The organism is Streptomyces sp. NPDC007896 (genome assembly GCF_042959425.1).
Taxonomy (GTDB): Bacteria; Actinomycetota; Actinomycetes; order Streptomycetales; family Streptomycetaceae; genus Streptomyces.
Genome location: NZ_JBIBKX010000001.1, coordinates 255,294 through 280,602 on the forward strand (window position 1 = coordinate 255,294; position 25,309 = coordinate 280,602).

At 71.1% G+C, this 25,309-nt stretch carries 25 protein-coding genes; 10 read left to right on the forward strand and 15 right to left on the reverse strand.

Annotated features, from left to right (window positions below):
* Window positions 1–3: 3 nt before the first annotated feature.
* On the reverse strand, window positions 4–795 hold the full coding sequence (locus ACFZDJ_RS01155) for a methyltransferase domain-containing protein (protein WP_391055235.1): 792 nt from the start codon (window positions 793–795) through the stop codon (window positions 4–6).
* Window positions 796–1,055: 260 nt separating this feature from the next.
* Here ACFZDJ_RS01155 and corA point away from each other — a divergent pair, with 260 nt between their 5' ends.
* Complete coding sequence (gene corA / locus ACFZDJ_RS01160; RefSeq protein WP_384905988.1) at window positions 1,056–2,183, forward strand: magnesium/cobalt transporter CorA; 1,128 nt, start codon at window positions 1,056–1,058, stop codon at window positions 2,181–2,183.
* Between the two features lie 85 nt (window positions 2,184–2,268).
* On the opposite strand, the gene ACFZDJ_RS01165 is transcribed toward corA, so the two are convergent.
* Window positions 2,269–2,697 (reverse strand): CBS domain-containing protein, encoded by a 429-nt coding sequence (locus tag ACFZDJ_RS01165; RefSeq protein WP_095855260.1) that lies wholly within the window; start codon window positions 2,695–2,697, stop codon window positions 2,269–2,271.
* Window positions 2,698–2,825: 128 nt separating this feature from the next.
* Complete coding sequence (locus tag ACFZDJ_RS01170; protein WP_391055238.1) at window positions 2,826–3,458, reverse strand: uridine kinase; 633 nt, start codon at window positions 3,456–3,458, stop codon at window positions 2,826–2,828.
* Between the two features lie 206 nt (window positions 3,459–3,664).
* Between ACFZDJ_RS01170 and ACFZDJ_RS01175 the strand changes: the two genes are divergently transcribed.
* From ACFZDJ_RS01175 to ACFZDJ_RS01185, 3 genes are all read left to right on the forward strand, one after another.
* Window positions 3,665–4,360, forward strand: coding sequence for a DUF2293 domain-containing protein (locus ACFZDJ_RS01175; RefSeq protein ID WP_384905986.1), 696 nt, complete (start codon window positions 3,665–3,667; stop codon window positions 4,358–4,360).
* 162 nt (window positions 4,361–4,522) lie between these two features.
* Window positions 4,523–5,002: an anthrone oxygenase family protein gene (locus ACFZDJ_RS01180; protein ID WP_390928304.1), complete on the forward strand. Its 480-nt coding sequence runs from the start codon at window positions 4,523–4,525 to the stop codon at window positions 5,000–5,002.
* 158 nt (window positions 5,003–5,160) lie between these two features.
* On the forward strand, window positions 5,161–6,648 hold the full coding sequence (locus ACFZDJ_RS01185; protein WP_168508095.1) for a glutamate synthase subunit beta: 1,488 nt from the start codon (window positions 5,161–5,163) through the stop codon (window positions 6,646–6,648).
* Between the two features lie 49 nt (window positions 6,649–6,697).
* Here the strand turns inward: ACFZDJ_RS01185 and ACFZDJ_RS01190 are convergent, their stop codons facing one another.
* Complete coding sequence (locus ACFZDJ_RS01190) at window positions 6,698–7,234, reverse strand: carboxymuconolactone decarboxylase family protein (protein WP_391055241.1); 537 nt, start codon at window positions 7,232–7,234, stop codon at window positions 6,698–6,700.
* Window positions 7,235–7,281: 47 nt separating this feature from the next.
* On the opposite strand from ACFZDJ_RS01190, the gene ACFZDJ_RS01195 reads away from it, so the two are divergent.
* Window positions 7,282–8,694, forward strand: coding sequence for an aminotransferase class I/II-fold pyridoxal phosphate-dependent enzyme (locus tag ACFZDJ_RS01195; RefSeq protein WP_391055244.1), 1,413 nt, complete (start codon window positions 7,282–7,284; stop codon window positions 8,692–8,694).
* Between the two features lie 171 nt (window positions 8,695–8,865).
* Here the strand turns inward: ACFZDJ_RS01195 and ACFZDJ_RS01200 are convergent, their stop codons facing one another.
* Both ACFZDJ_RS01200 and ACFZDJ_RS01205 read right to left on the reverse strand, forming a co-directional pair.
* Window positions 8,866–9,129, reverse strand: coding sequence for a DUF397 domain-containing protein (locus tag ACFZDJ_RS01200; protein ID WP_266623926.1), 264 nt, complete (start codon window positions 9,127–9,129; stop codon window positions 8,866–8,868).
* Complete coding sequence (locus tag ACFZDJ_RS01205) at window positions 9,130–9,990, reverse strand: helix-turn-helix transcriptional regulator (protein WP_060897851.1); 861 nt, start codon at window positions 9,988–9,990, stop codon at window positions 9,130–9,132.
* 298 nt (window positions 9,991–10,288) lie between these two features.
* Here ACFZDJ_RS01205 and ACFZDJ_RS01210 point away from each other — a divergent pair, with 298 nt between their 5' ends.
* The 3 genes from ACFZDJ_RS01210 (at window position 10,289) to ACFZDJ_RS01220 (ending at window position 13,675) form a co-directional block, all read left to right on the forward strand.
* Complete coding sequence (locus ACFZDJ_RS01210) at window positions 10,289–10,993, forward strand: ATP-binding protein (protein WP_390928298.1); 705 nt, start codon at window positions 10,289–10,291, stop codon at window positions 10,991–10,993.
* A complete protein-coding gene (locus tag ACFZDJ_RS01215; RefSeq protein WP_390928296.1) occupies window positions 10,990–11,436 on the forward strand; it encodes a hypothetical protein in 447 nt (148 codons plus the stop codon). Before ACFZDJ_RS01210 ends, ACFZDJ_RS01215 begins: the two co-directional genes overlap by 4 nt.
* Window positions 11,437–11,665: 229 nt before the next feature.
* Window positions 11,666–13,675: an ATP-binding cassette domain-containing protein gene (locus ACFZDJ_RS01220; protein ID WP_391055247.1), complete on the forward strand. Its 2,010-nt coding sequence runs from the start codon at window positions 11,666–11,668 to the stop codon at window positions 13,673–13,675.
* 12 nt (window positions 13,676–13,687) lie between these two features.
* On the opposite strand, the gene ACFZDJ_RS01225 is transcribed toward ACFZDJ_RS01220, so the two are convergent.
* The 6 genes from ACFZDJ_RS01225 to ACFZDJ_RS01250 all read right to left on the reverse strand — a co-directional run bounded on the left by ACFZDJ_RS01225 (window position 13,688) and on the right by ACFZDJ_RS01250 (window position 20,651).
* Window positions 13,688–13,861: a hypothetical protein gene (locus ACFZDJ_RS01225; protein ID WP_095855250.1), complete on the reverse strand. Its 174-nt coding sequence runs from the start codon at window positions 13,859–13,861 to the stop codon at window positions 13,688–13,690.
* 189 nt (window positions 13,862–14,050) lie between these two features.
* Complete coding sequence (locus ACFZDJ_RS01230) at window positions 14,051–14,740, reverse strand: DUF899 family protein (RefSeq protein WP_390928293.1); 690 nt, start codon at window positions 14,738–14,740, stop codon at window positions 14,051–14,053.
* An 89-nt stretch (window positions 14,741–14,829) separates the two neighbouring features.
* Window positions 14,830–16,002, reverse strand: coding sequence for a cytochrome P450 (locus tag ACFZDJ_RS01235; protein WP_391055250.1), 1,173 nt, complete (start codon window positions 16,000–16,002; stop codon window positions 14,830–14,832).
* A 24-nt stretch (window positions 16,003–16,026) separates the two neighbouring features.
* Window positions 16,027–17,400 carry an amidohydrolase family protein gene (locus ACFZDJ_RS01240; protein ID WP_391055252.1) on the reverse strand — a complete coding sequence of 458 codons (1,374 nt, stop codon included), beginning with the start codon at window positions 17,398–17,400 and terminating at the stop codon, window positions 16,027–16,029.
* A gap of 35 nt (window positions 17,401–17,435) precedes the next feature.
* A complete protein-coding gene (locus ACFZDJ_RS01245; RefSeq protein WP_391055254.1) occupies window positions 17,436–19,313 on the reverse strand; it encodes an FUSC family protein in 1,878 nt (625 codons plus the stop codon).
* A 606-nt stretch (window positions 19,314–19,919) separates the two neighbouring features.
* On the reverse strand, window positions 19,920–20,651 hold the full coding sequence (locus tag ACFZDJ_RS01250) for a hypothetical protein (RefSeq protein ID WP_054235966.1): 732 nt from the start codon (window positions 20,649–20,651) through the stop codon (window positions 19,920–19,922).
* 191 nt (window positions 20,652–20,842) lie between these two features.
* On the opposite strand from ACFZDJ_RS01250, the gene ACFZDJ_RS01255 reads away from it, so the two are divergent.
* Entirely contained in the window at window positions 20,843–21,253 is a 411-nt protein-coding gene (locus ACFZDJ_RS01255) for a Rid family hydrolase (protein ID WP_390928286.1), read from the forward strand.
* Between the two features lie 7 nt (window positions 21,254–21,260).
* Here the strand turns inward: ACFZDJ_RS01255 and ACFZDJ_RS01260 are convergent, their stop codons facing one another.
* Both ACFZDJ_RS01260 and ACFZDJ_RS01265 read right to left on the reverse strand, forming a co-directional pair.
* On the reverse strand, window positions 21,261–21,977 hold the full coding sequence (locus tag ACFZDJ_RS01260; RefSeq protein WP_391055256.1) for an aspartate/glutamate racemase family protein: 717 nt from the start codon (window positions 21,975–21,977) through the stop codon (window positions 21,261–21,263).
* Window positions 21,978–21,982: 5 nt separating this feature from the next.
* Entirely contained in the window at window positions 21,983–23,458 is a 1,476-nt protein-coding gene (locus tag ACFZDJ_RS01265; RefSeq protein ID WP_391055257.1) for a cytosine permease, read from the reverse strand.
* Between the two features lie 194 nt (window positions 23,459–23,652).
* Here ACFZDJ_RS01265 and ACFZDJ_RS01270 point away from each other — a divergent pair, with 194 nt between their 5' ends.
* Window positions 23,653–24,336 (forward strand): FCD domain-containing protein, encoded by a 684-nt coding sequence (locus tag ACFZDJ_RS01270; protein ID WP_391055259.1) that lies wholly within the window; start codon window positions 23,653–23,655, stop codon window positions 24,334–24,336.
* A 6-nt stretch (window positions 24,337–24,342) separates the two neighbouring features.
* Here ACFZDJ_RS01270 and pip read toward each other — a convergent pair whose 3' ends face one another.
* Entirely contained in the window at window positions 24,343–25,305 is a 963-nt protein-coding gene (gene pip / locus ACFZDJ_RS01275; RefSeq protein WP_391055261.1) for a prolyl aminopeptidase, read from the reverse strand.
* Between the last annotated feature and the right edge of the window lie 4 nt (window positions 25,306–25,309).

Genomic DNA, 25,309 nt, shown 5'->3' on the forward strand with positions numbered 1-25,309 from the left:
GCGCTACTTGCGTCCCCAGGCCGAGATCATCGGCGCGGTCGCCAGGTCCATCGAGCCGGAGGCCACGTTGGCCAGGTGGCGGTCGATGTCCTCGTCGGTGGCGAGTCCCGCGGTGACGAGCTGGTCGCGGATCTGACGGATCGTCGCGGACTCGAGGTCCGCGCAGGCGGTCGAGGTGACGGGGAAGTACGCGTCGGCCTCCACCTCGCGCAGCCCCGCCTCCCGCAGCAGGCGAGGGAGTTTGCGGCCGTAGGAGAGGTCGGCGCCGCGCTCGGCGAGCAGCTTGCGGAAGCCCTGCCTCAGCCGGTTCGCGAGCTGTTGCTCGGGGCCGTGTTCGTCGGGGCAGAGCAGCGGTTGCAGCGCGGGGTCGGCGTCCTCGATGAGAAGCCGTCCGCCGGGCCGCAGTGCCTTGACCATCGACCGCAACGCCCGCTCCCGGTCCGGTACATGGACCAGCACGAGCCGTGCGTGCACGAGGTCGAAGCCCTCCCCCGGCGGTTCCTCGGCGCCCACGTCGTGCAGCCGGATCTCGACCGGCGGGCGGGCCGCGGAGGCCGCCCACGACGTGTCGATGTCGGTCGCGACGACCCGCCCGGTCGGGCCGACCTTCTTGGCGAGCCAGGACACCACGGACGTGCCGCCCGCGCCGACCTCCCAGCAGCGCCAGCCGGACCCGATGCCGAAGCGCTCGATGTGCCGGAAGGTCGTGGGGTCGAAGAGAGTGGCGAAGGCGTCGAAGCGCTTTCCCGCCTCGGTCTGCCGGTTGTCGAGGAGATAGCCGTCGGTTTGCGTCATACCGCGATCATCCCAGTTGACCCGCTTGTCCGGAATCGCCGACGCTCCCGTTCTCCCCACCCGTGCGTCACCGCGGGCACCGACCTCCGCTGACGCTCGGACAGCAACCCTGCCCGGTCTGGTCCGAGACCGCCCGGCACCACAGAAACGAAGTGGAACATTCCGTTCCCACAGGCTTTCCCGGCGAGCGAAAGGGACTGGCAGACTTGCACGCCAGGGCGCGAAGTACGGCGCGGGGAGATCCACGCAAGGAGTTCCGGATGTCCATGGCAGGGAATCTGCGGAAGGTCACGGGCCTCGGCAAGGTCGGCGGCCTCCGCAAGGTGGCGCGGCTGGCCCGGCGGCGTACCCGTGTCGACCTGAGTCACCACGCCCGGTCCCCGCTGGGCACGGCGGTGGTGAACTGCGTGGCGTACCGGGACGGCGCCAGGGTCCCGGGCGGACGCGATCTCGTCGAGACGGTGGAGCGGATCCGCAAGAATGACGAGGGCTTCGTCTGGCTCGGGCTGCACGAGCCCACGGACCAGGAGTTCGCCGGCATCGCCGACCTCTTCGACCTGCACCCGCTGGCCGTCGAGGACGCGGTGGAGGCTCACCAGCGGCCGAAGCTGGAGCGGTACGGCGACACACTCTTCGCGGTGTTCAAGACGGTCTGCTACGTCGAGCACAAGGAGCTGACGGCGACCAGCGAGGTGGTGAACACCGGCGAGATCATGGTCTTCGTCGGGTCCGACTTCGTCATCACCGTGCGGCACGGACGGCACGGGTCGCTGGGGCCGCTGCGCGAGGAGCTGGAGGCGGACACCCGTCAGCTCGCCAAGGGCCCGGCCGCGGTGCTGCACGCGATCGCGGACCATGTGGTCGACGACTACGTGCATGTCACGGACTCGGTCCAGGAGGACATCGACCAGGTCGAGGCCGATGTGTTCGCCGAGAACGGCGCGCGGGCGGACGCGGGCCGCATCTACCAGCTCAAGCGCGAACTTCTCGAACTGAAGCGGGCGGTGGTGCCGCTCGCCCGCCCCGTCCAGGAGCTCGCCACCCGGCCGATACGGGTGATCGCCCCGGAGATACAGGCGTACTTCCGGGACGTCTCCGACCATCTGCTGCGGGTCACCGAACAGATCGCCGCCTTCGACGAACTGCTCAACTCGATCCTGCAGGCGCACCTCGCGCAGGTGACGGTGGCGCAGAACGAGGACATGCGGAAGATCACGGCATGGGCGGCGGTCATCGCCGTACCGACGATGGTCTGCGGGCTCTACGGCATGAACTTCGACCACATGCCGGAACTGCACTGGCGGTTCGGTTACCCCATAGTCATCGGCGTGATCACCCTCGCCTGCCTCGTCCTGTACCGGGGGTTCCGGCGCAACGGCTGGCTGTGAGGGTGGTGAGCCGCTCCTCGCCCGGCACGGCCGGCCGGGCGGGAGTGCGCGCTCATGACCCTCCCGGTCGGAAGAGTCCGCGCGGTCAGCGCAACGCGCTCCTCGCGTAGACGCTCTCGACCCACGCGGCGAGCTGTTCGTCCGTCAGGTGCTGGGCCAGGTCGGCCTCGCTGATCATGCCGACGAGGCGTTTGTTCTCGATCACGGGAAGCCGGCGGATCTGGTGCCCCTTCATCTCCTGGAGCACCTCGCCGACATCGGCACCCGACTCGATCCAGCGCGGGGTGCCCTGGGCCATCTCGCCCGCGGTGACCTGGGCCGGGTCGTGGCCCATGGCGACACAGCCGACGACGATGTCGCGGTCGGTGAGGATGCCGCAGAGCCGTTCGTTCTCGTCACTGATGGGCAGCGCGCCCACGTTGAGCTCACGCATCAGCTGGGCTGCGCGGTCCAGGGTCTCGTGAGCGGGGATCCACTGGGCACCACGGTGCATGATGTCTCCGGCGGTGGTCATGAAGTACCTCCCGGTGCCGGACGGCCGGCGCGGCGCGGAACACACCGCTAGTCCCGGCGCCCTACATTCTTGCCGTGTCCCCAGGGACGCGCACCCGGAGGTTCGGGATGCGTTTCCGTGGCAGCCGCTCAGCCGTTCCAGGCCGGGTGGCGGGGATCGTCGGCGCGGACCAGGACGTCGGCCGTGGCGCCCGGGTCCACTTCCGTCTCGTAGCGCTCGAAGGCGGGCAGGGTCCAGTGCTCGGGTTCCGGAGTGCGGCGGCGAAGGGCGCCCGGGGAGAGCAGGACGTGGACGCTCAGGTCGAACGGGAACCAGTGCCGCAGCAGGAAGGGGCCGTGGAGCAGCAGCACCCCGCCGGGCGGGAGCTGGACATAGGGGCTGCGGGTGGCGCGGTCGGTGGCCGGGTCCCAGAGGTCGGGCAGGACGCGGCCGTCGCCGTCGGGGTCGAGCGGGCCGAAGACCTCGCGCCACAGGGCGCCGGTGTCGACCCAGCCGTTGTAGTACGCCTCGGCGTCCTCGTGACCGTATTCGAGCCGCAGTGACGCGGGGCGCAGGAAGCCCTCCGTGCCGACGACGAGCGAGGACCGGCCGCGTATGCGCAGCGCCTCACCGACGCGCCGCGCGAGGTCACCGGGGCGGGCGGCGGGGGCTCCGTCGAAAGCGATCCGCGGCCACGGACTGCCGTCGTCCGGTTTCAGGTCGAGCAGGCGCTCGGCGAGGAGGTCGCCGAGCCGTTCCCAGGTGATCGCTTCGAGTCGCACAGCCCCATGATGCCGCGATCACGAGTCGCTCTCGTGGGCGCGACGAGCGGCGAGGGCCAGGGGGGCGGGGCGGGGCGGGGCGAGAAGAGGGTGGGGGAGGGGGCGAGGGGGCGGGCCCCAGGGGGCGGGGGTCGAGGAGGGGGCGGTGCCGAGAAGGGGGGCGGCATCGCGTAGGGAGCCGCCCCCGACGGGGGAATGAACGACCTATGGCACCGATCGCAACTCCCCCGCCCCGTGGCGGACTTCTCGTCATCCAGCCGCTCAAGAAGCGGCTCTGTGCCGAGTGCCGGAGCGGGCCGTTGGCGCTGCTGGTGCTGGAGGAGGGGGAGCCACGCTGTCTGGACTGCGCGGACCTGGGGCACCTGGTGTTCCTGCCGCGGGGCGACACCGCGCTGACGCGCCGGTCGCGGGAGGGCAGCGCGCTGTCGGCGGTGGTGGTGCGCTTCAACCGGCGGCGGAGCCGCTACGAGCGGCAGGGCGTCCTCGTCGAGGAGGCGGCGCTCACCCGGGCCGAGGAGCGGTGCCTGGCGGACGCGGAGGCGCGACGGCGGCGCCGGGCACGGGACGCGCGGCGGCGGGAGGCGGAGGATCTGCGGTTCACGGAGGCGTTCGCGCGGGAGATACGCGGGCTTTTCCCCGGCTGTCCTGCCGACCGGGCGCTGGCGATCGCCGCGCACGCCTCGGTGCGCGGGAGCGGCCGGGTGGGGCGCAGCGCCGCGGGCCGTGCGCTGTCCGAGGCCGCGGTGACGGCTGCGGTCCGTGCCGCCGTACGGCACACGGACACTCCGTACGACCAGTTGCTGATGAGTGGCGTGCCGCGGCACGAGGCGCGCCGGCGGATCGCGGCCGCGGTGGAGGCGCGGCTCCAGGGGTGGCACGACGAGCTCGCGGCACGCGCGTGACGGCGTGCCACCCGGCGAGGGCGTGCCACCCCGGGTTCTGGACGCTCGCGCATGCCTCCGCACCCCTCGGCCATGGTCACTGTGGCAGTGCGGGATTTCACTTGTGGTGACGGTGGGTGGCGTGCAGGATCTTGGGCTTCGGGGAGCGACGGGGGAGTTGTCATGATCGATGGACCGTATTTCGTGCTGACCGTGCTGGGGGTGCTCGGCTGCGGGCTGGTGGCCGGGGTGTTCTGCGGGTTCTCGACGTTCGTGATGCGGGGGCTCGCCGCGTTGCCGCCCGCGCAGGGCGTGGCGGCGATGAACGCGATCAACGTGGCCGCGGTGCGCCCGGCGTTCATGCTCGTGTTCGTCGGGTCGGCGGGGCTGTGTGCCGTGCTCGCCGTGGTCACCTTCGTGCTGCTGCCCGACGAGGGGACGGTGGAGCTGTTGGTGGGCAGCGCGCTGTATCTGTTCGGGACGTTCGGGGTGACGGTCGTCGCCAACGTCCCGCGCAACGACGCGCTGCTGGAGATGGACCCGGGTACGCCGGAGGCGGCCGTGTACTGGCGTTCGTACGTGCGCGAGTGGACGCGGTGGAACCACGTTCGCGCGGTCGCGTCGGCCGCCGCGGCGGTGTCGTACACGCTGGCCCTCACCTGAGGCTGCCACCACTTGCGACCGGGGCCCGCAGCTGAGCGGCAGGGTACGTGGAGGCGACGTATCGTGGCGGGAAAGGAGTGCCGCCCAGGGGCCGTGGGCCGAAGGCGTTCGATGGCCGCGCGGCCCCGTACCGGTACGCGTACGTGAGGGAGACGGCCATGGCCGATCCCAAGGGATTCATGACCACTCCGCGCGAGGAGTACCCCCGTCGGCCCGTCGAGGAACGGGTGCGGGACTGGAACGAGGTGTACGTCCCCGGTGCGCTGCTGCCGATCATCAGCAGGCAGGCCGACCGCTGTATGGACTGCGGCATTCCGTTCTGCCACGACGCCTGCCCGCTGGGCAATCTGATTCCCGAGTGGAACGACCTCGTCTCGCGCGAGGACTGGCGGGCGGCGAGCGACCGGTTGCACGCGACGAACAACTTCCCCGAGTTCACCGGCCGGCTGTGCCCCGCGCCCTGCGAGGCGGGCTGTGTTCTCGCGATCAACCAGCCCGCGGTGACGATCAAGAACGTCGAGGTCGCCATCGCCGACCGCGCCTGGGCGGACGGTTTCACGCCGCCGCGTCCGCCGGACCGGCTCTCCGGCCGTACGGTCGCGGTGATCGGGTCGGGGCCCGCCGGGCTCGCCGCGGCGCAGCAGCTGACCCGGGCCGGGCACACCGTCGCCGTGTACGAGCGGGCCGACCGGATCGGTGGGCTGCTGCGGTACGGGATCCCCGCGTTCAAGATGGAGAAGCGGCATCTGGACCGGCGGCTGGAGCAGATGCGGGCGGAGGGCACGAAGTTCCGGACGTCCACGGCGATCGGCCGGGACCTCGGGGCGGCCGAGCTGCGGGCGCGCTACGACGCCGTCGTGCTCGCGGTGGGCGCCACGGCCTGGCGCGAACTGGACGTTCCGGGGCGGGAGTTGGCCGGCATCCATCAGGCGATGGAGTATCTGCCGCTGGCCGACCGGGTGTGCGAGGGGGATCTGGAGGTCTCGCCCTTGTCCGCGGCCGGGAAGCACGTCGTCATCGTCGGCGGTGGTGACACGGGCGCCGACTGTCTGGGGACCGCCGTGCGCGAGGGCGCCGCGTCCGTGACCCAGCTCGACATCTATCCGCAGCCGGAGGCCGAGCGCGACGAGGACGTCGAGCCATGGCCGACATACCCGAAGATCTACCGGCTCTCGGCCGCGCACGAGGAGGCCCGGGACCTGGAGACGGCGCCCGCCGCGGACGCGGACGCGCGCCTCTTCGCGGCGTCCACGCTCCACTTCACCGGGGACGCGGACGGGCATGTGCGCTCGCTGCATCTGGTCGAGGTCGACGAGCGGCGCCGCCCGGTCCCCGGCTCCGGGCGGACTCTCCCCGCCGACCTCGTGCTGCTCGCCCTCGGCTTCTCGGGGCCCGACCGGCACGACGGTCTGATCGACCAGCTCGGCCTGGTCCTCGACGCGCGGGGCACGATCACCCGTGACACCGACTTCGCGACCAATGTCCCCAAGGTGTACGTCGCCGGAGACGCGGCCCGCGGGCAGTCGCTCATCGTGTGGGCCATCGCCGAGGGGCGGGCGGTGGCGGCGGCCGTGGACCGTGCGCTGGCCGGGACGTCGCAGCTGCCGACGCCGATCGGACCGTACGACCGCCCCATGACCGCGTAGGGCTCGGCCGGTCGGTGCGGGAGACCCCGGGGCTGCGAAGCCGTGCGGGTCAGCGGCGTTCGTCCGTGCCCGCGACCTTCGCCGTGGACAGCGCGACCCGGTTCCAGGTGTTGATCGTGAGGATGAGGGCCAGGACGTGAGCGAGTTCCTGGTCGTCGAAGTGGGCGGCGGCCTCCGCGTAGACGTCGTCGGGCACACCCGTGTCGGCGACGCGCGTGACCGCCTCCGTGAGGGCGAGGGCCGCGCGCTCCCTCTCGGTGAAGAAGTGCCGGGCCTCGCGCCACACCGGGACCATGTGCAGCCGGTCTTCGCTCTCGCCGGCCTTGCGGGCGTCGTTGGTGTGCATGTGGAGGCAGTACGCGCAGTGGTTGAGGTGGGAGGCGCGGATCTGGATCAGTTCGACGAGGGCCGGGTCGAGCCCGTCGCGGGCCGCCGCGTCGAAGCCGACGAGGGCGCGGAAGACCTTCGGGGCGGACTTCGCGAAGTCGAGGCGAGCGGGGACGGCGGTCGTCGCGTTGATCATGTTCGCCGCGTTCGCGTTCGTCGTGTTCGTGTTCGTCGCGTTCGTGTTCGTGTTCGTCGTCATGACCATGAATCTACGGACCGGAAAGACCGGCTGTAGGGTGCATTTCCATGGCGGAATCATGGGTCAATTCTGCGGAGCGGATCGGCGCCGACCTGCATCTGGAGCTGTCCGGGCCGGGCGGCCGGCGGGCCGCGCTGATCCGGGCGCTGCGCGAGGCCGTACGCGGTGGCAGGCTCGCCCCGGGCACCCGGCTGCCGCCGTACCGCTCGCTCGCCGCCGACCTGGGCGTGGCCCGCAACACGGTCGCCGACGCGTACGCCGAACTCGTCGCCGAGGGCTGGCTGACCGCCCGGCAGGGCTCGGGCACCCGCGTTGCCGAGCGCGCCGAACCACTGGGTGCCCCGGAGCGCGTACCGAAAAAGGCACCTCCACGCGCGCGTGGACCCCGACACGATCTGCGGCAGGGGACGCCTGACGCCTCGTCGTTCCCGCGCGCCGCCTGGCTCGCCTCGTACCGGCGTGCGCTCCAGCAGGCGCCCAACTCGGCCTTCGGGCCCGGCGATCCCGCGGGCCGCGTCGAGCTGCGCGAGGCCCTCGCCGAGTATCTGGCACGCGTGCGTGGCGTGCGCACCGAGCCGGGACGGATCGTGATCTGTTCGGGCTTCGCGCACGCCCTGCGGCTGCTCTTCCCGGGCGTGTTGCGCGGACCGCTGGCGGTCGAGTCGTACGGCCTCGGCTTCCACCGCGAGCTGCTGGCCGCCGCGTCGGTCCGGACCGTGCCGCTGCCACTGGACGAGAACGGTGCCCAGGTGGGCGAGTTGGGCCGGGAGCGGGCGGTCCTGCTCACGCCCGCGCACCAGTTCCCGACCGGTGGCCCGCTGCACCCGGAGCGGCGGGCCGCCGTCGTCGACTGGGCACGCGCGCGTGGCGGCGTGATTCTGGAGGACGACTACGACGGCGAGTTCCGCTACGACCGCAAGCCCGTCGGCGCCGTGCAGGGACTGGACCCCGAGCGGGTCATCCACATCGGCTCGGTGAGCAAGAGTCTGTCGCCGGCGCTGCGACTCGGCTGGATGGTCCTGCCGCGGCGGTACGTCGACGCCGTCCTCGCCGTCAAAGGCGAACGGGAGGCGTGGGCGAGCGTCCTGGAGCAGCTGACGCTCGCGGACTTCCTCGCCTCCGGGTCGTACGACCGTCATGTCCGCCGGATGCGGCAGCGGTATCGCGGGCAGCGTGACCGGCTCGTCGCGGCCCTCGCGGAGCGGGCGCCGCACATCGAGGTGACGGGGATCGCGGCCGGGCTGCACGCGGTGCTGCGGCTGCCGCCCGGCACCGAGCGGTCGGCCGTCAAGGCCGCGACCTGGCAGGGTGTCGCGCTCGACGGGCTCGCCGGGTTCCGGCATCCGGAGGCGACGATGTCCGCGCCGGACGGGCTGGTGGTGGGTTACGCGACACCCTCGGAGCATGCGTACGGGGCGGCGTTGGAGGCGTTGTGCGGGGCGCTGCCGCCGGGTCCTTAGACACCCTCTTGGCCGACGCCCCGCCAGGTAAAGCGTTTGTCTCGTAAAGCGTTTGTCTCGTAAAGCGGTTGTTGCGTAAAGCGGTTGTTGTCGTGGTCCTACGGTCTCGGTCTTCTACCGCTGCAAGTAATCAATTCAGCACCAATTTATTCAGCACCATTTCAAGAGAGTTCAGGAGAGAAGGAAGTCCGCCACCCCTTCCTTGGCGCCTTGGATGAACGCGGTCATCTCACCGGGTGTGTAGATCAGCGCGGGCCCGTCCGGATCCGCCGACTGGCGGACGGCGATACGCCCGTCCGCGAGCTTCATCGCCTCCAGGCAGTTGCCGCCGTTGCCGCCGCTCCAGGGCTTGTGCCAGCCCTCGCTGCCCAGTTCACGGGCGGGCATCCCGTTGTAGATCCGCTCATTGCGTATCCGCTGCTTGATGTTGTCCATTCACAACTCCTTGCGGAAATCCCGGAGGATCTCCTTCGTGCGATGTGCCGTGGCGGCCTGAGCCGCCATGCGGTCCATGACCTCGAGGTGGGTCGCCACCTCGGAACGCTCGTCCAGATAGACGGCGCCGGTCAGGTACTCGCTGTAGACCATGTCCGGGAGTTCCGGCATGGCAAAGCGAAACAGCACGAAGGGCCCGTACGTGCCGGGGTGCGGCCCCGTGGAGAACGGGACGACCTGGAGCGTCACGTTGGGCAGCTTCGTGGCCTCGATCAGCTTGTCGATCTGGGCGCGCATCACCTCCGGACCGCCGACGGGGCGGCGCAGGGCCGTCTCGTCCATCACGGCCCAGATCCGGGGTGCGCCTTCACGGGTGAGCAGATTCTGGCGTTGCATGCGCAGCGCCACATGGCGCTCGATGTCCTCGGGTCTGGTCTGGCCGATGGCGCCCGACTTCAGGACGCCACGGGCGTACTCCTCGGTCTGCAGGATTCCGGGCACGAAGTGGGGTTCGTACGAACGGATGAGGGTGGCGGCGCCCTCCAGGCTGACGTACATCGAGAACCAGCCCGGCAGGATGTCGTGGAAGCGCTGCCACCAGCCGGGCCGGTTGGCCTCCTCGGCCAGTTGGACGAAGGCCTCGGCCTCCTCGTCCGACACCCCGTACGACTTCAGCAGGAGCTGGAGGTACGGGATTTTGAGGGCGACTTCGGCCATCTCCATCCGGCGGACCGTGGCGGGCGCGACACGCAGGATGCGCGCCGCCTCCTCACGTTTGAGACCCGCGCGTTCCCGTAGGTCCAGCAGGCGCCGGCCGAGGACGACCTGGCCGACCGTCGGCGCGGACCGCGGTTCGCTCACGTCCCACCTCCACTGAGTCCCGAACAGACGCCGTTGCGACGGTCGGATGCCGTCGTGAACGGTCAAACGCCGTTCTGAACGGTTCTGAACAGGTGCTGCGTCATGACAGACCGGACGGCGCCGTTCGGGGTCCTCTTCGTCTTCTTCGTCTTCTTCGACTTCTTCGACGATCCCAACTGGCGCCGCTCGGCGTGCTGTTGCCAGCAGTGTGCCACGGCACTTCTCAGAGTCACACGTCACTCTGCAATTTTCAGAGTGACACTTGCCAAGTGTTCACGGCGGGGAGATAGTGGCAAGCGTGATTCCGTCCGCGCCCTTAGGAACAGACGCCGCCGAGGACCGCTCCGGTCTGCGTGCCGCCGCAGGGGTGCGCCCTGGCGCCGCCGCGCGCCGGTTCCGCTTCGAGCTGGCCGCGCACCCGGGTTCCGTGGCTCAGGCCCGGCACCTGACGCGCGCCCGGCTCTCCGGCTGGGACGTGTCCGACGACACCTGTGACACGGCGGTCCTCGTCGTCTCCGAGCTGGTCACCAACGCCATCGTGCACAGCGCGAGCGCGCGTGTGGTGTGCGAACTGCACGACGGGGACGACCTGGTGCGGATAGCCGTACGTGACGAGGGATGCGCTCCTGATGAGCCGCACCCCTCGCCGCAGCGTCCCGAGGAGGAACACGGCAGGGGGCTGCTGCTCGTCACGGCCGTGTGCCGGTCCTGGGGCGCCCAGGACACCGCGCCGGGGCTGCTGGTCTGGGCGGATCTCCCGCGCTCCCCTGCCGCCGACGCCACGGGTGCCGCAGCGGCCCGCTCCGACCTCGGATGGGGCGCGAGGAAGCCACCGGCCGACGGCCGGGGCACCGGGACGGAAGCGTCCTGGGGAACGGAAGACTCCTGGAGGACGGAAGGGTCCTGGAGGAGGGAGGCGTCCTGGAGGAGGGAAACCTCCTGGGGGACGCGGACCATGGGGGTCCCCCCGATCGGGCGAAGCCGGGATCGGGGAAGGTTGTGACGGGTACGTCGGCGACAGGACCCGGTGCTCAGGTCCTGAGCCTGGACACGCTGGTCCGCCTGAGACGCGAGCAGACGGCGTCCAAGGCGCTGCGACGTCTCCCCGTGCCCGAGGGCATGACGGTACCGCTGGGCTGCGACGCGGTCGCGGTGCCCGCCCGGTTCGGCCCCCTGCTGATGACCCGGCTGCCCCGGGTGGGCTGTGTGTACGCCGACGGGGCGCACTGGTGGTGGCTCGTGCCCTCCGAGTCCGATGTGGCCCTGGACTGGCCCGCACCCGCCCACTACGCCGCCGGGGCGGTCGTACCGGACACCCCGCACGCCCCCGGCCTCATCCACAAGCCGGCCGGCACCCTGCCGTACACCCCGCCGATCCCCCTCTATCTGGCCCTGTGCCGGGTCACCGGTACGACACCCGTCTGGTCGCGTCCGATCAGCGCGTGACCCTCCGGTCGCCGAGCGGCGCATGACTCTCCTGTCGCCGAGCGGCGCATGACTCTCCTGTCGCCGATCAGCGCGTGACCCTCCGGTCGCCGAGCGGCGCGTAGTCCTCCGGTCCGGGGGCTGGCGAGCGTGTCCGAAGTGCGCCGGTCGCCACCCGTACTCGGCCATCACCACGAGTGGAGTGCCGTGTTCCTGGGGAGGGCACGTTCATCCGTTCCCGGGGAGGCCGATGGTGGGGAAAACCACAGGGAAAGCGCGCAAGAAGAAACGCGACGACGACAAACCGGCGCCGTCCGCCTCCGAACACCTGCTCTTCGGCGGCCCGCTGCGCTATGACATGGGCTGGTCGCAGCACTCCGACGCGTTCCTCGAGCTGAACTTCCGCGCGATGGTGACACGGCTGCCGTCCCTGCTCGCGTCCAGTTTCCGGCTCGCCTGGACCGCCGACCGCCGCGCCGCCCGGATCGTGGTGTCCGCCGAACTGGCCCGGGGCGCGGCGCAGGCGGTGAGCCTGCTGGCCGTCAACATCGTGCTGGGCCGTCTGATGACGAGCGGCTCCGTCGGGGACCGGCTGCACGGCGCGGTCCCGGCGCTGATCACGGTCGCCGCCGTCATGCTGCTCGGCGCGCTGCTGCGGGCGGCCTCGACGTATGCCACCGGGCGGCTGGAACCCAAGGTGGAACGCGTCGCCACCGAGCTGTACCTGGAGCGCGCGGCGGCCGTCGAACTGTCCGCGATCGAGGACGACGCCTTTCACAAACTGCTGGACACCGCGCAGTACGGTGCCTCCTCGGCCCGCCGCATGATCGCGATCGCCACCCGCGTGGTGAACGCGATGATCTCGCTCATCGCGGCCGCGGGTGTGCTGACCGTGCTGCACCCCGCCCTGCTGCCGCTGCTCGTGACGATGACCCTGCCGAGCGCCTGGAGTTCCCTGACGATCGCCCGGCGCCGCTACGAGTCCTTTCACACCTGGGTGCAGCACGCCCGCGCCGGGCATCTGATCAGCAGTCTGCTCACCGAGCCCGCGGCGGCCCCGGAGATCCGCGTGCACGGCGTCGGCCCGTTCCTGCTCCGTCACTTCCGCTCGATGTCGGAGACCGCGGAGGCGGAACAGGCCCGCCTGGCCCGTCTCTCCGCCCGCACCGGCCTGGTCGCGGCGGGCTGGACGGGCATCGCCACCGTGGCGACGTACGCGACGCTCGGCGGACTGCTGCTCGCCGGTGCGATGGCACTCTCCGTCGCCGGTACGGCCGTCATCGCGATCCGCACCGGCTCCGCGAGCCTCGACACCCTCGTCCTGGAGGTCAACTCCCTGCATGAGGAAGCCCTGTTCGTGGGCGATCTGCAACGCCTGTACGTGGAGGCGGCCGAGCGCGCGATCCCGGTGGGCGGCGAGCCGCTCCCCGACGATCCGAGCGAAATCCGCTTCGAGAACGTCACGTTCACCTATCCGGGCGCCTCGACCCGGCCGGCGCTCGCGGACGTCACCCTCCGTCTGCCGCTCGGCAAGATCGTGGCGCTCGTCGGCGAGAACGGCTCGGGCAAGACGACCCTGGTGAAGCTGCTCGCGGGCCTGTACGCGCCCGAGCGGGGCCGGATCCTGTGGGACGGCGTCGACGCGGCGACCGCGGACCGACAGCAACTCGCCGAACGCATCGCGATGGTGGCGCAGGACTTCAAACGCTGGCCGTTCACGGCCCGCGTCAACGTGGCGGTCGGCCGCGCCTCGGTGCCGCTGACGGACGAGCGCGTCACCGCGTCGGTGACGCAGGCCGGGGCCGAGGACGTGGTCGCCGACCTGCCCCGCGGCCTGGACACGCTGCTGGCCCGCGGTTTCAGCGGCGGGCACGAGCTGTCGGGCGGGCAGTGGCAGCGGCTGGGCATCGCACGGGCCGCGTACCGCCGTGGTCGCATCCTGATCGTGGACGAGCCGACCGCGGCGCTCGACGCCCGGGCCGAGCTGGAGGTCTTCGACAAGATCAGGGCCCTGGCGGGCAGCGGCCAGACGGTCGTCCTCATCACCCACCGGCTGGCCTCGGTCCGCCACGCCGATCTGGTGCATGTCCTCGAACAAGGTCGCCTGGTGGAGTCCGGCAGTCCGGACGAACTGCTGGCGAAGGGCGGTGTCTACGCCGAGCTGTACTCCTTGCAGGCCGAGCAGTTCACGACGAAGGTGCCCACGAAGATTCCTACGACAGTGCCCGCACCGACAGTGCCCGCCCCGAAGGTGGGCTGACCTCGGCCGACCTCACTCGACGAGTTCCCCGGCACGCACGATCACCAAGAACGCGTCCGAGGCGAGGTCCATGACGACCTCGGCAGCCTGCCCCTGAAGGCGGCACGCCTGCGCGAACTCCTCGGCGGGCCACGAACCGCGCGGCCCTCCGGCGGGAAAGCGCTCCAGCACCATTCGCCCGTTCACCCTGCACCTCCATGGAGCGCGCCGTACTCATGACGCGTACTCATAGAGTTAAACGCCAAGGGCGGGGTGAACGGCTCGGTCAGTGACGGTACTGAGACATAGTCAACACTCGTTCACCACTCCGCTGTGAGGGAACTCTCGGCCTGTGCACGTTTCACTTCGTGCGTTTCCCCTTCTCGTACTTTCTTGTCATTCCTCGTACTCGTCGTGGTACAGGATCCGCTCGCTGCCCGCCGGCGCCCCCAGTGCCGAGGCGCGCCCCCGGGGCACCTCCCACTCCTCCTGCCTGCCGAGTGCCGTGAGATCCAGCAGGGTGGTCGTGGAGCCGAGCCCGTCGAGGCCGCGCTCGTACGTCGAGTAGGTGTGGAAGACCCGGTCACGGTCCCGCAGGAAGCAGCTCACGCCCGGCCGCTCGTAGGGCTCGTCGTCGACCTCGACGGACACCCTGAAGTCGTAGTTGAAGTCGCTGTCGTACGACGAGTACCAGGGCACCGTCCAGCCCATACGGGCCTTGAAGGGCAGGATCTTCGTGTACGGCGCCCGGGACACGGCGGCGAACTCCGTGCCCCGGGCCCGCAGATGGGCGAGGTGGCCGATCTGGTCGAGGAAGGCCGAGCAGCTGCGGCAGCCCGCGTCCCACTCCGGCGCGAACATGAAGTGGTAGACGACGAGTTGGTGGCGCCCTTCGAAGAGGTCGAGCAAGGCCGCTTTGCCGTCTCCGCCCTCGAACACGTACTCCTTGTCGATCTCGACCATCGGCAGCCCGCGCCGCTCCGCGTTGAGCGCGTCCCGTGCGCGGGTCGCCGCCTTCTCCTTGACCAGCAGTTTCTCGCGCGCGGCGCGCCACTCCTCGCTCGAGACGATCTGCGGAAGCGTCATGTGCCCCTCCTCCGGACGGAACGGTGCCTTCGCAGTGGTGACCGGGCGCGGGAGCGGAACTCATCGGCGCCGGCGGAGAACTTCTGGATTCAGTACGTCACCGGGAGCGCGAGCAGGCCGCGGGCGCGCAGGGAGGGTCGCCACCGCAGCTCGGCCGGGGCGGCGTCGAGCGCGAGGTCGGGAAGGCGTTCCAGGAGCGCGGACACGGCGATCTCCGTCTCCAGGCGGGCCAGCGGCGCGCCCACGCAGTAGTGGATGCCCCGGCCGAGGGCGAGATGGCCGGAGGCGTCCCGGTCGAGGTCGAGGCGTTCGGGGTCCGGGAAGCGGGCCGGGTCCCGGTTGGCCGCGGCCAGGGACAGCAGGACGGTCTCGCCCGCGGGCACGGTGACCTCGCCGATCCTCACGTCCTCTACGGGGAAGCGCCGGATGGCGAGCAGCGCGGGCCCTTCGTGGCGCGCGAACTCCTCGACCGCGTCGGGGAATCGCTCCGGGTTCGCGCGCAGGGCGGCCAGCTGGTCGGGATGGGTGAGCAGTCCCAGGATGGCGTTGCCGATGAGTTGTACGGTGTTCTCGTAGCCCGCGAAGAGGATGAGGAAGGCGAGCGACGTCAGCTCGTCCTCGGTGAGCCGGTCGCCCTCGTCGCGCACCGCGATCAGGTCGCAGAGCAGGTCGTCCGCCGGCTTCTTCCGTTTGTCCGCCAGGAGTTGGGTGAGGAACCCGAGCATGGCCACGACCGCCTCCTTGGCGGCCCGGGGACGCGCCGGGTCCGGCGCGACGAGCACGTCGGTCCAGGCCCGGAAGTCCCGGCGGTGCTCCCCCGGAATGCCCAGCAGGTCGCAGATGACGGTGATCGGCAGGGGCGCGGCGTACGCGGCGATCAGGTCGGCGCTGCCGTGCGGTCCGAGCGCGTCGAGGAGCCGGTCGGCGGTTTCCCGTACGGGTGTGCGCAGTTGCTCGACGCGGCGCGATGTGAAGGCGCGGACCACCAGGCGCCGGATGCGGGTGTGGTCGGGCGCCTCCATGTTCAGGAGGTTGGCATCGAGGGCGGGCGGCAGCGACAGCCCCTGGTAACTCCCGGGCAGCGCGTGCCTCTTGTCCACCGAGAGCAGCGGGTTCGCGAGTGCCTCGCGGACGTCCTCGTACCGGGTGACGAGCCAGGCGGGGTTGCCGTCGGTACCGGCGACGCGATGCACGGGCGCGGTGTCGCGCAGGCGGTCGTAGACGGCGTACGGGTGGTCGATAAGGCCTTCTGCGGGGTCCATGCCCTCCAGCCTAGGCAGAGTGGATCAGGTGTCGTACTCCTGAATCCGCCTCCCGTGGCCCCGGTCGACGAGCGCGGGCAACCGCTCCCCCAACTCCCTGACCGTGGCGGGCAGATCGATGGTCAGCAGCACACGGTCGCGCATCAGGACACGTCCGTCGACGATGGTCGTCGTCACGTCCCCGGAGCGGGTGCTGTGGACGAGGGTGGCGGCGAGATCGTGCACGGGCTGGGTGTGCGGGCCGCTGAGGTCGACGAGGACGATGTCGGCCCGCCGCCCGGGTGCGAGGCTGCCGATCCGCTCGCCCAGGCCGACGGCCCGCGCGCTCTGGAGCGTCGCGTGGTGCAGGGCTTGGCGGGACGTCAGCCATCGCGGGTCGCCCTCGGCGGACTTCTGCACGAGTGAGGTGAGCGCCATCGACTCCCACACGTCCAGGGAGTTGTTCGACGCGGCTCCGTCCGTGGCGAGTCCGACGGGGACGCCGATCTCGCGCAGGGCCCGTACCGGGGTCGGGCCCCAGGCGAACTTGAGATAGCCGCGGGGTGCGGTCGCGACGGCGACGGGTCCGCTCGCGCCCGCCAGCACCGGCAGATCGCGTTCGACGATGCCGGTGCCGTGCGCGATGAGCAGACCGGGTTCGTTGTCGAGGAGCCCGGCGCGCTGGAGGATCTCGATGGGCGTCCGGCCGAACCGGGCCAGGCTGGTGTCGGTCTGGCCGCGGCTCTCGGCCGCGTGCAGGTGCACGGGAAGGCCGTGCTCGCGGGCGAGGGCCGCGGTCACGGCGAGATCGGCGTCGTCCACGGTGTACGGGGCGTGCGGGGCGAGGGCGGTGGTGATGCGGCCGCCTGCGGCACCGCGCTGTCGCAGCGCGAACTCCAGCGACTTCTCGCGGCCTTCGGCGCCCTGCGAGGAGAAGAAGGCCTCGCCGAGGTGCGCGCGCAGCCCGCTCTCGGTCACGACGGCGGCGACCGCGTCCATCGAGAAGTAGTGGTCGGCGAAGCAGGTGACGCCCCCGCGGATCATCTCGGCGCAGGCGAGCCTCGCCCCCAACTCCACGTCCTTCTCGGTGAGGTTGGACTCGATGGGCCAGATGAAGTCGTTGAACCACTCCTCCGCGGGCAGGTCCTCGGCGATCCCGCGCAGGGCGGCCATCGGGGTGTGCGTGTGGCAGTTGATCAGGCCGGGCATCGCCACCTGGCCGCGCGCGTCGATGCGCAGGGCGGCGTCCGGAAGGCGCGTTACGCGCGTGACCGCCTCGATGACCCCACCCCGTACGACGATCGAGGCGTCCTCGACGAACGCGATCTCCTCGTGCTCGTCGTGCACGAGCGCGGTGCATCCGGTGATGAGGAGGTCGGCGGGGCCCGCCGCGGACGGGGTCGGGACGGACGGCGTCATGGCGTCACCGTACGACGGGTCGGGCTCCCGGGCGCTCAGCCCGCGAGCGGAACAGGGGGCGCCTGCCCCTCCTTCACCGCCAGCCCCGCGCGTTCCCGTCCTTCGGCCAGTTCGTCGAGGAGTTCGGCGATGCGTTCGGAGTGCTGAGGGGTGAGCCGTCCGGTGTCGTCGAGCTGCACGGCACACGCGGTCGTGGTGTCGACGAGGCGTTCGAGGGTGGCCGCGACCTCGTCCGTTCCCTCGGCGTGCCGGGCCAGGGCGGGGAGTTCGGCGGCGGCGAGGTCGATCGAGGCGCGGGCCTCGGCGAGCGCGCGGTAGGCCTCGCGGCGCAGGGCCCAGCGGCCGGCCCGGTCGTCGGTCGTGCCGTCGTCCAGTACGTGCGCGAGGTACATGTGCGCGGCCTCGGCGGCGTGGGTGAGCCGTGCCCGTACCCCTCCCCCGCGCTGTCCGAGCGCGGGCAGATGTCCGACGAGCAGCACGATCGCGCAGGCCAGCAGCGTCTCGCCGATCCGGCTCCAGGAGGCGCCCGGCTCCCCGCCCACCATGACGAGGGAGAGCACGAGCACGGTGACGACGGCGGTCTGCGCCGCGAAGTGCCGGGTGGCGACGGGGATCAGGGCGCCGCACAGCGCCACCAGGGCGACCAGCCCGGCGGGGCGCGGGAGCAGCGCCGCGAACCCGGCGAAGAGAACGGCGCCGAGCACGGTCCCCGCCGCTCGGCAGATCACGCGTGAGGCGAGCGGTCCGAGGTCGGGCTTGACCAGGAAGACGGCGGTCGCGGGGAGCCAGTACCAGTGCGCGTGGCTGCCGTACCAGCGGGCGTGGTGCAGGGCCTGCGCCACGGCCACGCCGGCGCCGAAGCAGAGGGCGACCCGGAGCCCGTACTCGCGTCCTGCGGAGCCCAGGGCCGTGCGGGCGAGGGACGTGGCGGTACGGCGCCGCGTGTGCAGCGCGTTGTCGTCGCCACCCCGGTCGAAGGCGTCGGCCGCGTGCAGGAGTGCGTCGTCGAGGGCGCGCAGGGCGGGCGCGGAGCGGCTGGGTGCGGGCAGCGGCCCGGTGTGCGTACTGGTCCGTACGGCGGCGGCGAGTCGCCGCGGCCCTTCGACGGCCCGTGCGGGCACCGCCTCGCCCGCCCAGGCGAGCGCGGTGGCGGCCTCGGCTAGCGGGAGCGCTGCGGCGTACTGCGCGTGCAGCCGCCGCTCGGCCGCGGAACTGGCGTACGGCCGCAGCCGGGGCCCGCCGAGCGCGTCCTGGGCGTGGTCGAGCGCGGCGGTGAGAGCGACCCGGCGAGCGGGCGCGTGCGGCCCCCCGACCGCTGCGAGCAGTGCGGCGACGGCGTCGTACACACCCCCGACGGCGTCCCGCTCCCCGTCGAAGCGGTAGTCGCCGGCGGTGGCCCCGGGTGTGGGCAGCGCGAGCCGCAGCGCGAGCAGCCACCCGGCCCCGGCGACGAAGATGAGCGCACGCTGCCAGCCGGGCTCGGGCAGCGGCATCCCGGCCCCGATGGCGGCGGCGACGAGCAGCTGGGTACCCGCGCCGCTCGCGACGGGCCCGACGGCGCTGACGGCTCCGGCGAGCAGCCCGAGGACGGTGAGAAGAAGGGTGAGCGTCACCGCGCCGACGTGCTGTCCCGCGTACGACCCCACGAGCAGCCCACCGGCTCCCGCGAGCGCCGGCACGCCCAGCCGCCTGACCGCGGCCCTACGACTGCCCGGCCGGTCGTTGATCCCGGCGAGCATGGCGCCCAGAGCGGCGACGACACCGGCGGACGTGCGCCCGCTCAGCACCGCCACGAGCAGCAGCGGCCCGGCGGCCAGGGCGCCCCGCACGACCGCGCTCCAGGGCACGGGGCCGCGCTGTGCGCGCAGGGCATGGGCGAGCCAGGGCGGTACGGCGGGACCGAGGCGGGACACGGGACTCCTGTCGGGCGAGGGCGGGGGCGCCTTCGGGCGACGTCGGCCGGGCGGTGTACTGCCTACGGTAGATCGCGTTGCCGGAGGAAATGGAACGGATGTATTTCCGGAAGGTGACGCATCACCGGGATGCCGCGTTCTTTATGAACGCAACTGCCGGTCGGCCGGGGATGAAGGGGATGAAATGGAGCGGGTCCGAGGGCGTAGCCGGCCCCCGGACCCTTGTGATGCCACCCATGTCACACGCCGGCACGCTTGAGAACCCAGGTCAGTCGTTATGTCGCCGCGTCCTGCCTTTGGACCACCACGCATCGAGCTGCGCGGACCGGACTTGAACCGGCATTTCGGCGTCCCGGGGCCTGGGCCCGGTTGATCCGGCGATCGGCGGCGAATGCTGAGTCTGGAGCAAGAGTCTGAGATTGATCACGGTCTGCCTCTGCCGAGTTGGGCCACCGCGGCGCGTGGGCACTCCGTGGAGTGCCGTGTGGTGCCGCGGGGAGGATTCGAACCTCCACTGGAACCGTGCATTCACGACAAGCTTCAGGTTCAGCTTGCGCTCCTCGCGCACCCCGGCCGTGGTGCGTTGTGGCCGGGGAGTTCTGGAGGCTACCCGAACAGGTAGCCGAACACGGAGTCCCCGACACGCTGGTCGACGACGTCCACGCCGTTCGCCTCTTCCCGGGCGAACTTGACGGCCTGCTGCAACTTCTCGACCCGGTCGAGCAGTTCGTTCACGCGCCGCGCGGGCAGGGCGCCGGAGAACTTCACGGTCGTCCAGTACCCGACGGGAATGTCCTCGTAGTACACCTCGACCTGGGCGGGATGCTTCTCGGTGGCCTCGGCCTTGACGTGGTTGCGCGGCACCTTCTTGGTCCGCAGCGTCCTGACGGGCTCGGTCTTCCACGCGTCCGTCGACGGGTCCTGCACCCACGACTCGGAAGCGTCGAGAACGGGCAGCTTCCTCACGAAGGTGTTGAGATCGGTGAGCTGCTTCTCGAGAAAGAGCAGATACGACACGGGCACATCGGCGACGAGCACCCGCCCGTCCACCTTCACATCCGCCCGGGCCGTGCAGTTCGCCCAGTCCTTGGTGGCGGTCACGTCGAACAGCCGGGTGAGTGTCCCCGCGGTCTCCCGCAACACGTCCTCGGCCTGCACCTGCACCCGCGTCGACTCGGGCGGCAGCTGCTCACCCTCCTCGTCCTTCGGCTGATAGGTCCGCGAGATACCGGCCAGCAATGCGGGCTTCTGCAGCCCGTGATGAGCGGCCGTCAGGTCCTGATGGGACTTGGACTTGATGCCCTTCTCCACTGCGATGATCTGATTGAGTTTCGCCACGTCGGTGACGGTAGCAGTGGCAGCGAGGGCTTTTCGAAGGGTTATTCGGCGCCGTGTTCCCGGGCCCGGGTGACCGCGGCGTCCAGATCTTCTGGCACGGGACGGGTCGGGGGAAAATCGCATGCGACCGCCGTCCGTCCGCCCACATCATGGGAAGGTTGCCCGCCCAGCCGAGGATTCCTGGAGTTCCCGTGCCCGCTCGCGTCACCGTCCCCAGTCTCTTCCCGCCTCCCGGCTACGCTCACGCGTCGGTCGTCGAGGCGAGTACGCGGCTCGCCTTCCTCGCCGGGGCCGTGCCGCTGGATGCGGCGGGGAAGATCGTCGGCGTGGGGGATCCCGTACGGCAGGCCGAGCAGGTGATCGTCAATCTCGGCGAGCAACTCCGCGCGGTGGGCAGTGACTTCGCGCACGTGGTGGCGACCGATGTGTATGTCGTCAGCGATGAGCCGAGGGTGCTGTCCGAGGTGTGGGCTGTCGTCGAGGCGTCCGGGCTCAGTACGGGACCCCACTCGTCGACGTTGCTCGGGGTGGCCTGCCTCGGGTACACGGGGCAGTTGGTGGAGATCACGGCGACGGCGGTCGTGCCCGAGTCCGAGTCCTAGGCCATATTCACCCTCGGCCGGCACCCCACACCCGCCGCTTCGGCAGCGGTCGCGCATAGCTGCCCACCCGGCTCGTCGTGAGGCCCAGAAAGACCAGGGACTCCGCGAGTTTGACCGCGGCGGCGACGCCGTCGACGACCGGGAGGTCCACCTTCTCCCCGACCGCCCGTCGCAGGCCGGTCATGCCGGCGCAGCCGAGGACGAGGACCTCGGCGCCTGCCTCCCGGGCCCGCTCCGCGGCGGTCACGAACGCCTCCTCCGTGCGCTGCACGTCGCCGAGGTCGAGGACGCCGAGGCCGGTGCCGACGACCGCGGCGCAGTTCTGGGCGACTCCGGCGGCGTACAGGCTGTCCTCGATCTGGCCGCGTGAGCGCTCCAGGGTGGTGACGACTCCGTAGCGGCGGCCGAGCAGGCAGGCGAGGTGGGCGGCGGCCTCGGTGATGTCGACGACGGGCACGTCGAGGAGTTCGCGCGCGCCCTCGCGTCCGTGTTCGCCGAAGCCCGCCATGACCACGGCATCGCAGGGGCCCTCGTACGTGCGCAGGGTGTCGAGGACGGCCGCGGCGGAGAGGTGGCTGTCGAGCCAGCCCTCGGCGGACTCGGGTCCCCAGGCGGGGGTGAGGCCGGTCACGGTGGTGCCCGGGCCTGCGGCGGCCCGGGCACCTCGCACGATCTCCTCGGTCATCTCCTGCGTGGTGTTGCAGTTGGTGACGACGATGTGCACGCCGCTCAGACCTCCACGGGCTCGGGGACGGCTGTCTCGTCGGCGGCGCGCTCGCTGCGGCAGAGGGTCATGTAGAGGCCCGCGGCCAGCGCGGTTCCGATGAACCAGGAGTACGGGGCCACGTCGCTGAACGCCTTCACCAGGGCCAGTACCGCGGCGACCGCCGCCGAGGGCAGGAACGCCCACAGGGCCTTGGGGTTGACGCCCTTGCGGTAGTAGTACGGCGATCCGGGCCGGGCGTCGAAGAGCCGGTCGACGTCGATCCTGCCGCGCTTCACCCAGTAGTAGTCGATCATGATGACGCCGAACAGCGGGCCCAGGAAGGCGCCGAGGCCGCCGAGGAAGTAGTTGACGACCGTGGGGTTGGAGAAGAGGTTCCAGGGGGTCACGACCAGTGCGGCGACCGTGCTGATCATGCCGCCGATCCTGAAGGTGATCTTCTGCGGCCAGACGTTCGCCAGGTCGTACGCCGGGGAGACGAAGTTGGCGACGATGTTGACACCCATGGTGGCGATGGCGAAGGTCAGGGCGCCGAGGACCAGGACCCAGGTGTTGCCGACCTTGGCGACCAGCAGCGCGGGGTCGGTGATGGCCTCGCCGAACGCCTCGATGGAACCGGCCGTGACGATGACGGACACGATGACGAAGGCCGTGGAGTTGATCGGCAGGCCCCAGAAGTTGCCGCGCCTGACCGTCCTGTAGCTGGGGGCGAAGCGTGAGAAATCGCAGAAGTTGAGCATCAGCGTGCCGTAGGTCGCGAGGATCAGCCCGACCGCGCCGAACCACTGCCGCCACTGCTCACCCACCGAGACCGGGTGCGGGGTCGCGGTGAGCGGGATGCTCCAGCCGGCCTTGGCGAGGACCCAGACGGCCAGCGCGATCATGACGAGCCAGATGGCCGGGCCGCAGAAGTCCTGGAACTTGCGGACCGACTCCATGCCCTGGCTGATGATCAACGCCTGGATCAGCCAGAGGGAGACGAAGGACGTCCAGCCGAGCGCGTCCAGGCCGAGGAAGGAGTGGTGGGTCCACGACTCCAGGCCGGGCCAGGCGGCGAGCAGCATGACGTTGACGGCGACGGAGGCCAGGTAGGTCTGGATCCCGTACCACATGATGGCGATGACGGCCCTGATCAGCGCCGGGATGTTGGCGCCCCAGACACCGAAGCTGATGCGGCTGACGACGGGGAACGGCACGCCGGTGCGCTGGCCGATGCGGCCCATCAGGTTCATGCCGGCGTAGATGATCACGAAGCCGACGAGCAGCGAGGTGAAGATCTGCCAGACGTTCATGCCGAGGACCAGCAGGCCCGCGGCGAAGGTGTAGTTGCCGAGGTTGTGGACGTCGGACATCCACATGGCGAAGAGGTCGAAGACCTTCCAGTTGCGCTTCTGCGCGGGTGCGAGGTCTTCGTTGGTGAGCCGGGGGTCGGGGACGAACGCTGGGGTGCCGGTGGCTTCGGCACGGTCGGCGAGGGACACGGGGCCTCCATGGGCGAGGGGACGGAGGACAGCGGTTCGCGTGGGGGGCGGCGGCGGTGGCGCGTGCGGGGCGACCTTGCGGAGCGTGTTTGGTATACCAAACTGCTGTCATGGTCTCGCCGTCAAGCGTTCTGACCGATGTCCGAGCGGTTACGGCTCCGTAAAACACCCCCGGAGTCGGCGAAGATGGCCCCATGACGAAGATCGAACCCCTGGGCGTGGAACGGGAACCCCTGGGCGCGGTCCGCGAGCGCGTCCTGGCCGCGCTGCGGCAGGAGATCATCGCGGGGCGGCTGCGCCCCGGGGACCGTCTCGTCGAGCGCGAGCTGGCGGAGCGGTTCGGGGTCTCACGGGTTCCCGTGCGCGAGGCGATCCGCGCGCTCGTGGCGGAGGGGTTCGTGCACTTCGAGACACCGCGCCGCACGGTCGTACGCCGGCTCACCCCGACGGACGTGGCCGAACTCTTCGAGCTGCGCGAGGCATTGGAGGTCTACGCGGCCGGGCTCGCGGCGGCACGGGCGACACCGCGGGACCTCGCCGAGCTGGCGGACCTGCTGGACCGTGCGGCGACGGCGACCCGTGCCGGCGACGCGGAGGCGATCACCGACATCAACACCCGCTTCCACGACCGCATCCTCGCCATGGCGGGCAACAGCCTGCTGATCTCCGTCATGGAGCCGGTCGACGGCCGACTGCGCTGGCTCACCCGCCAGAACGAGGAGTGGCCCCAACTTCTCACCGAACACCACGAGTTGTACGAGTCCATCGCCTCCGGCGACCCGGAGCGCGCCCGCGCGCACGCCCTCACCCACGTCCAGGCCAACTACCGGTCGACGGTGCGGCACCTCTTCGGCGCAACAGAGGCCCCCCGAGCCTGAGGTCGCCTAACTCAGGGCGTACTTGTCCGTCGCCGCCACCAACGCGTCCACCACACCCCTCGCCCCCATGGTGTGCCCCACGTCGTCGACGACGATCAACTCGCTGTCGGGCCAGCCGTGGTGGAGCCGCCAGACCGTGCCCAGCAGGTTCCCGAAGTCGAGACTGCCCTGGACGATTGTGCCGGGGATGCCCTTCAGCAGGGGCGCGTCGCGGATCACGACGCCTTCGTCGTTGCCTTCCCCCAGGAAGAAGTCGTTGCCGAAGTAGTGCGTGACGGTCCGCGCGAACGCCATGCGGAACTCCGGGTCCTCATAGCGCTCCTCCGACCGCGGCGGCGCGGGAACGATCGCCGTCTCCCAGTCCGTCCAGGCCCGCGCCGCCCGCGCCCGCACCTCGGGGTCGGGCGATTCGAGCAGCCGACTGTACGCGGCGGCGAGGTTCCCGCCCCGCTCCCCCTCGGGCAGTTCGGCGCGGAACCGATCGAATGCCTCGGGGAAGAACCGCCCGAGCCCCCTGGTCAGCAGGGCCACTTCGGCAGTCGCGCCGGTGGCCACCGCGGTCAGCACCAGTTCGGAGACGACGTCCGGATGCGTCTGCGCGTACCGCAGCCCCAGCACCGACCCCCACGACACGCCCCACACCAGCCACCGCCGGATGCCCAAGTGCCGTCGCAGCAGCTCCAGGTCGCCGATCACATGCGCAGTCGTGTTGACGGCCATGTCCGTCCCGTACGCGGCGGCGTGCGGTGTGGAGCGTCCGCAGCCGCGCTGGTCGAGCAGCACGATCCGGTACTCGGCGGGGTCGAAGTAGCGCCGGAACCAAGGACCGCAGCCGGACCCCGGACCGCCGTGCAGCATGACGGCGGGCTTGCCGTCGGGGTTCCCGCAGACCTCCCAGTACACGCGGTTGCCGTCGCCGACGTCGAGCATGCCGTGGTCGTACGGTTCGATCTCCGGATACAGGCCCATCGGG

Excerpts from the sequence above, each read along its gene's own strand:
- ACFZDJ_RS01155 (WP_391055235.1), bottom strand. The coding sequence starts at position 795 with ATGACGCAAACCGACGGCTATCTCCTCGACAACCGGCAGACCGAGGCG.
- ACFZDJ_RS01220 (WP_391055247.1), top strand. The coding sequence starts at position 11,666 with ATGGTGGGGAAAACCACAGGGAAAGCGCGCAAGAAGAAACGCGACGAC.
- pip (WP_391055261.1), bottom strand. The coding sequence starts at position 25,305 with ATGGGCCTGTATCCGGAGATCGAACCGTACGACCACGGCATGCTCGAC.
- ACFZDJ_RS01175 (WP_384905986.1), top strand. The coding sequence starts at position 3,665 with ATGGCACCGATCGCAACTCCCCCGCCCCGTGGCGGACTTCTCGTCATC.
- ACFZDJ_RS01230 (WP_390928293.1), bottom strand. The coding sequence starts at position 14,740 with ATGACGCTTCCGCAGATCGTCTCGAGCGAGGAGTGGCGCGCCGCGCGC.
- ACFZDJ_RS01190 (WP_391055241.1), bottom strand. The coding sequence starts at position 7,234 with ATGACGACGAACACGAACACGAACGCGACGAACACGAACACGACGAAC.
- ACFZDJ_RS01200 (WP_266623926.1), bottom strand. The coding sequence starts at position 9,129 with ATGGACAACATCAAGCAGCGGATACGCAATGAGCGGATCTACAACGGG.
- ACFZDJ_RS01185 (WP_168508095.1), top strand. The coding sequence starts at position 5,161 with ATGGCCGATCCCAAGGGATTCATGACCACTCCGCGCGAGGAGTACCCC.
- ACFZDJ_RS01195 (WP_391055244.1), top strand. The coding sequence starts at position 7,282 with ATGGCGGAATCATGGGTCAATTCTGCGGAGCGGATCGGCGCCGACCTG.
- ACFZDJ_RS01180 (WP_390928304.1), top strand. The coding sequence starts at position 4,523 with ATGATCGATGGACCGTATTTCGTGCTGACCGTGCTGGGGGTGCTCGGC.
- corA (WP_384905988.1), top strand. The coding sequence starts at position 1,056 with ATGTCCATGGCAGGGAATCTGCGGAAGGTCACGGGCCTCGGCAAGGTC.
- ACFZDJ_RS01240 (WP_391055252.1), bottom strand. The coding sequence starts at position 17,400 with ATGACGCCGTCCGTCCCGACCCCGTCCGCGGCGGGCCCCGCCGACCTC.
- ACFZDJ_RS01165 (WP_095855260.1), bottom strand. The coding sequence starts at position 2,697 with ATGACCACCGCCGGAGACATCATGCACCGTGGTGCCCAGTGGATCCCC.
- ACFZDJ_RS01270 (WP_391055259.1), top strand. The coding sequence starts at position 23,653 with ATGACGAAGATCGAACCCCTGGGCGTGGAACGGGAACCCCTGGGCGCG.
- ACFZDJ_RS01235 (WP_391055250.1), bottom strand. The coding sequence starts at position 16,002 with ATGGACCCCGCAGAAGGCCTTATCGACCACCCGTACGCCGTCTACGAC.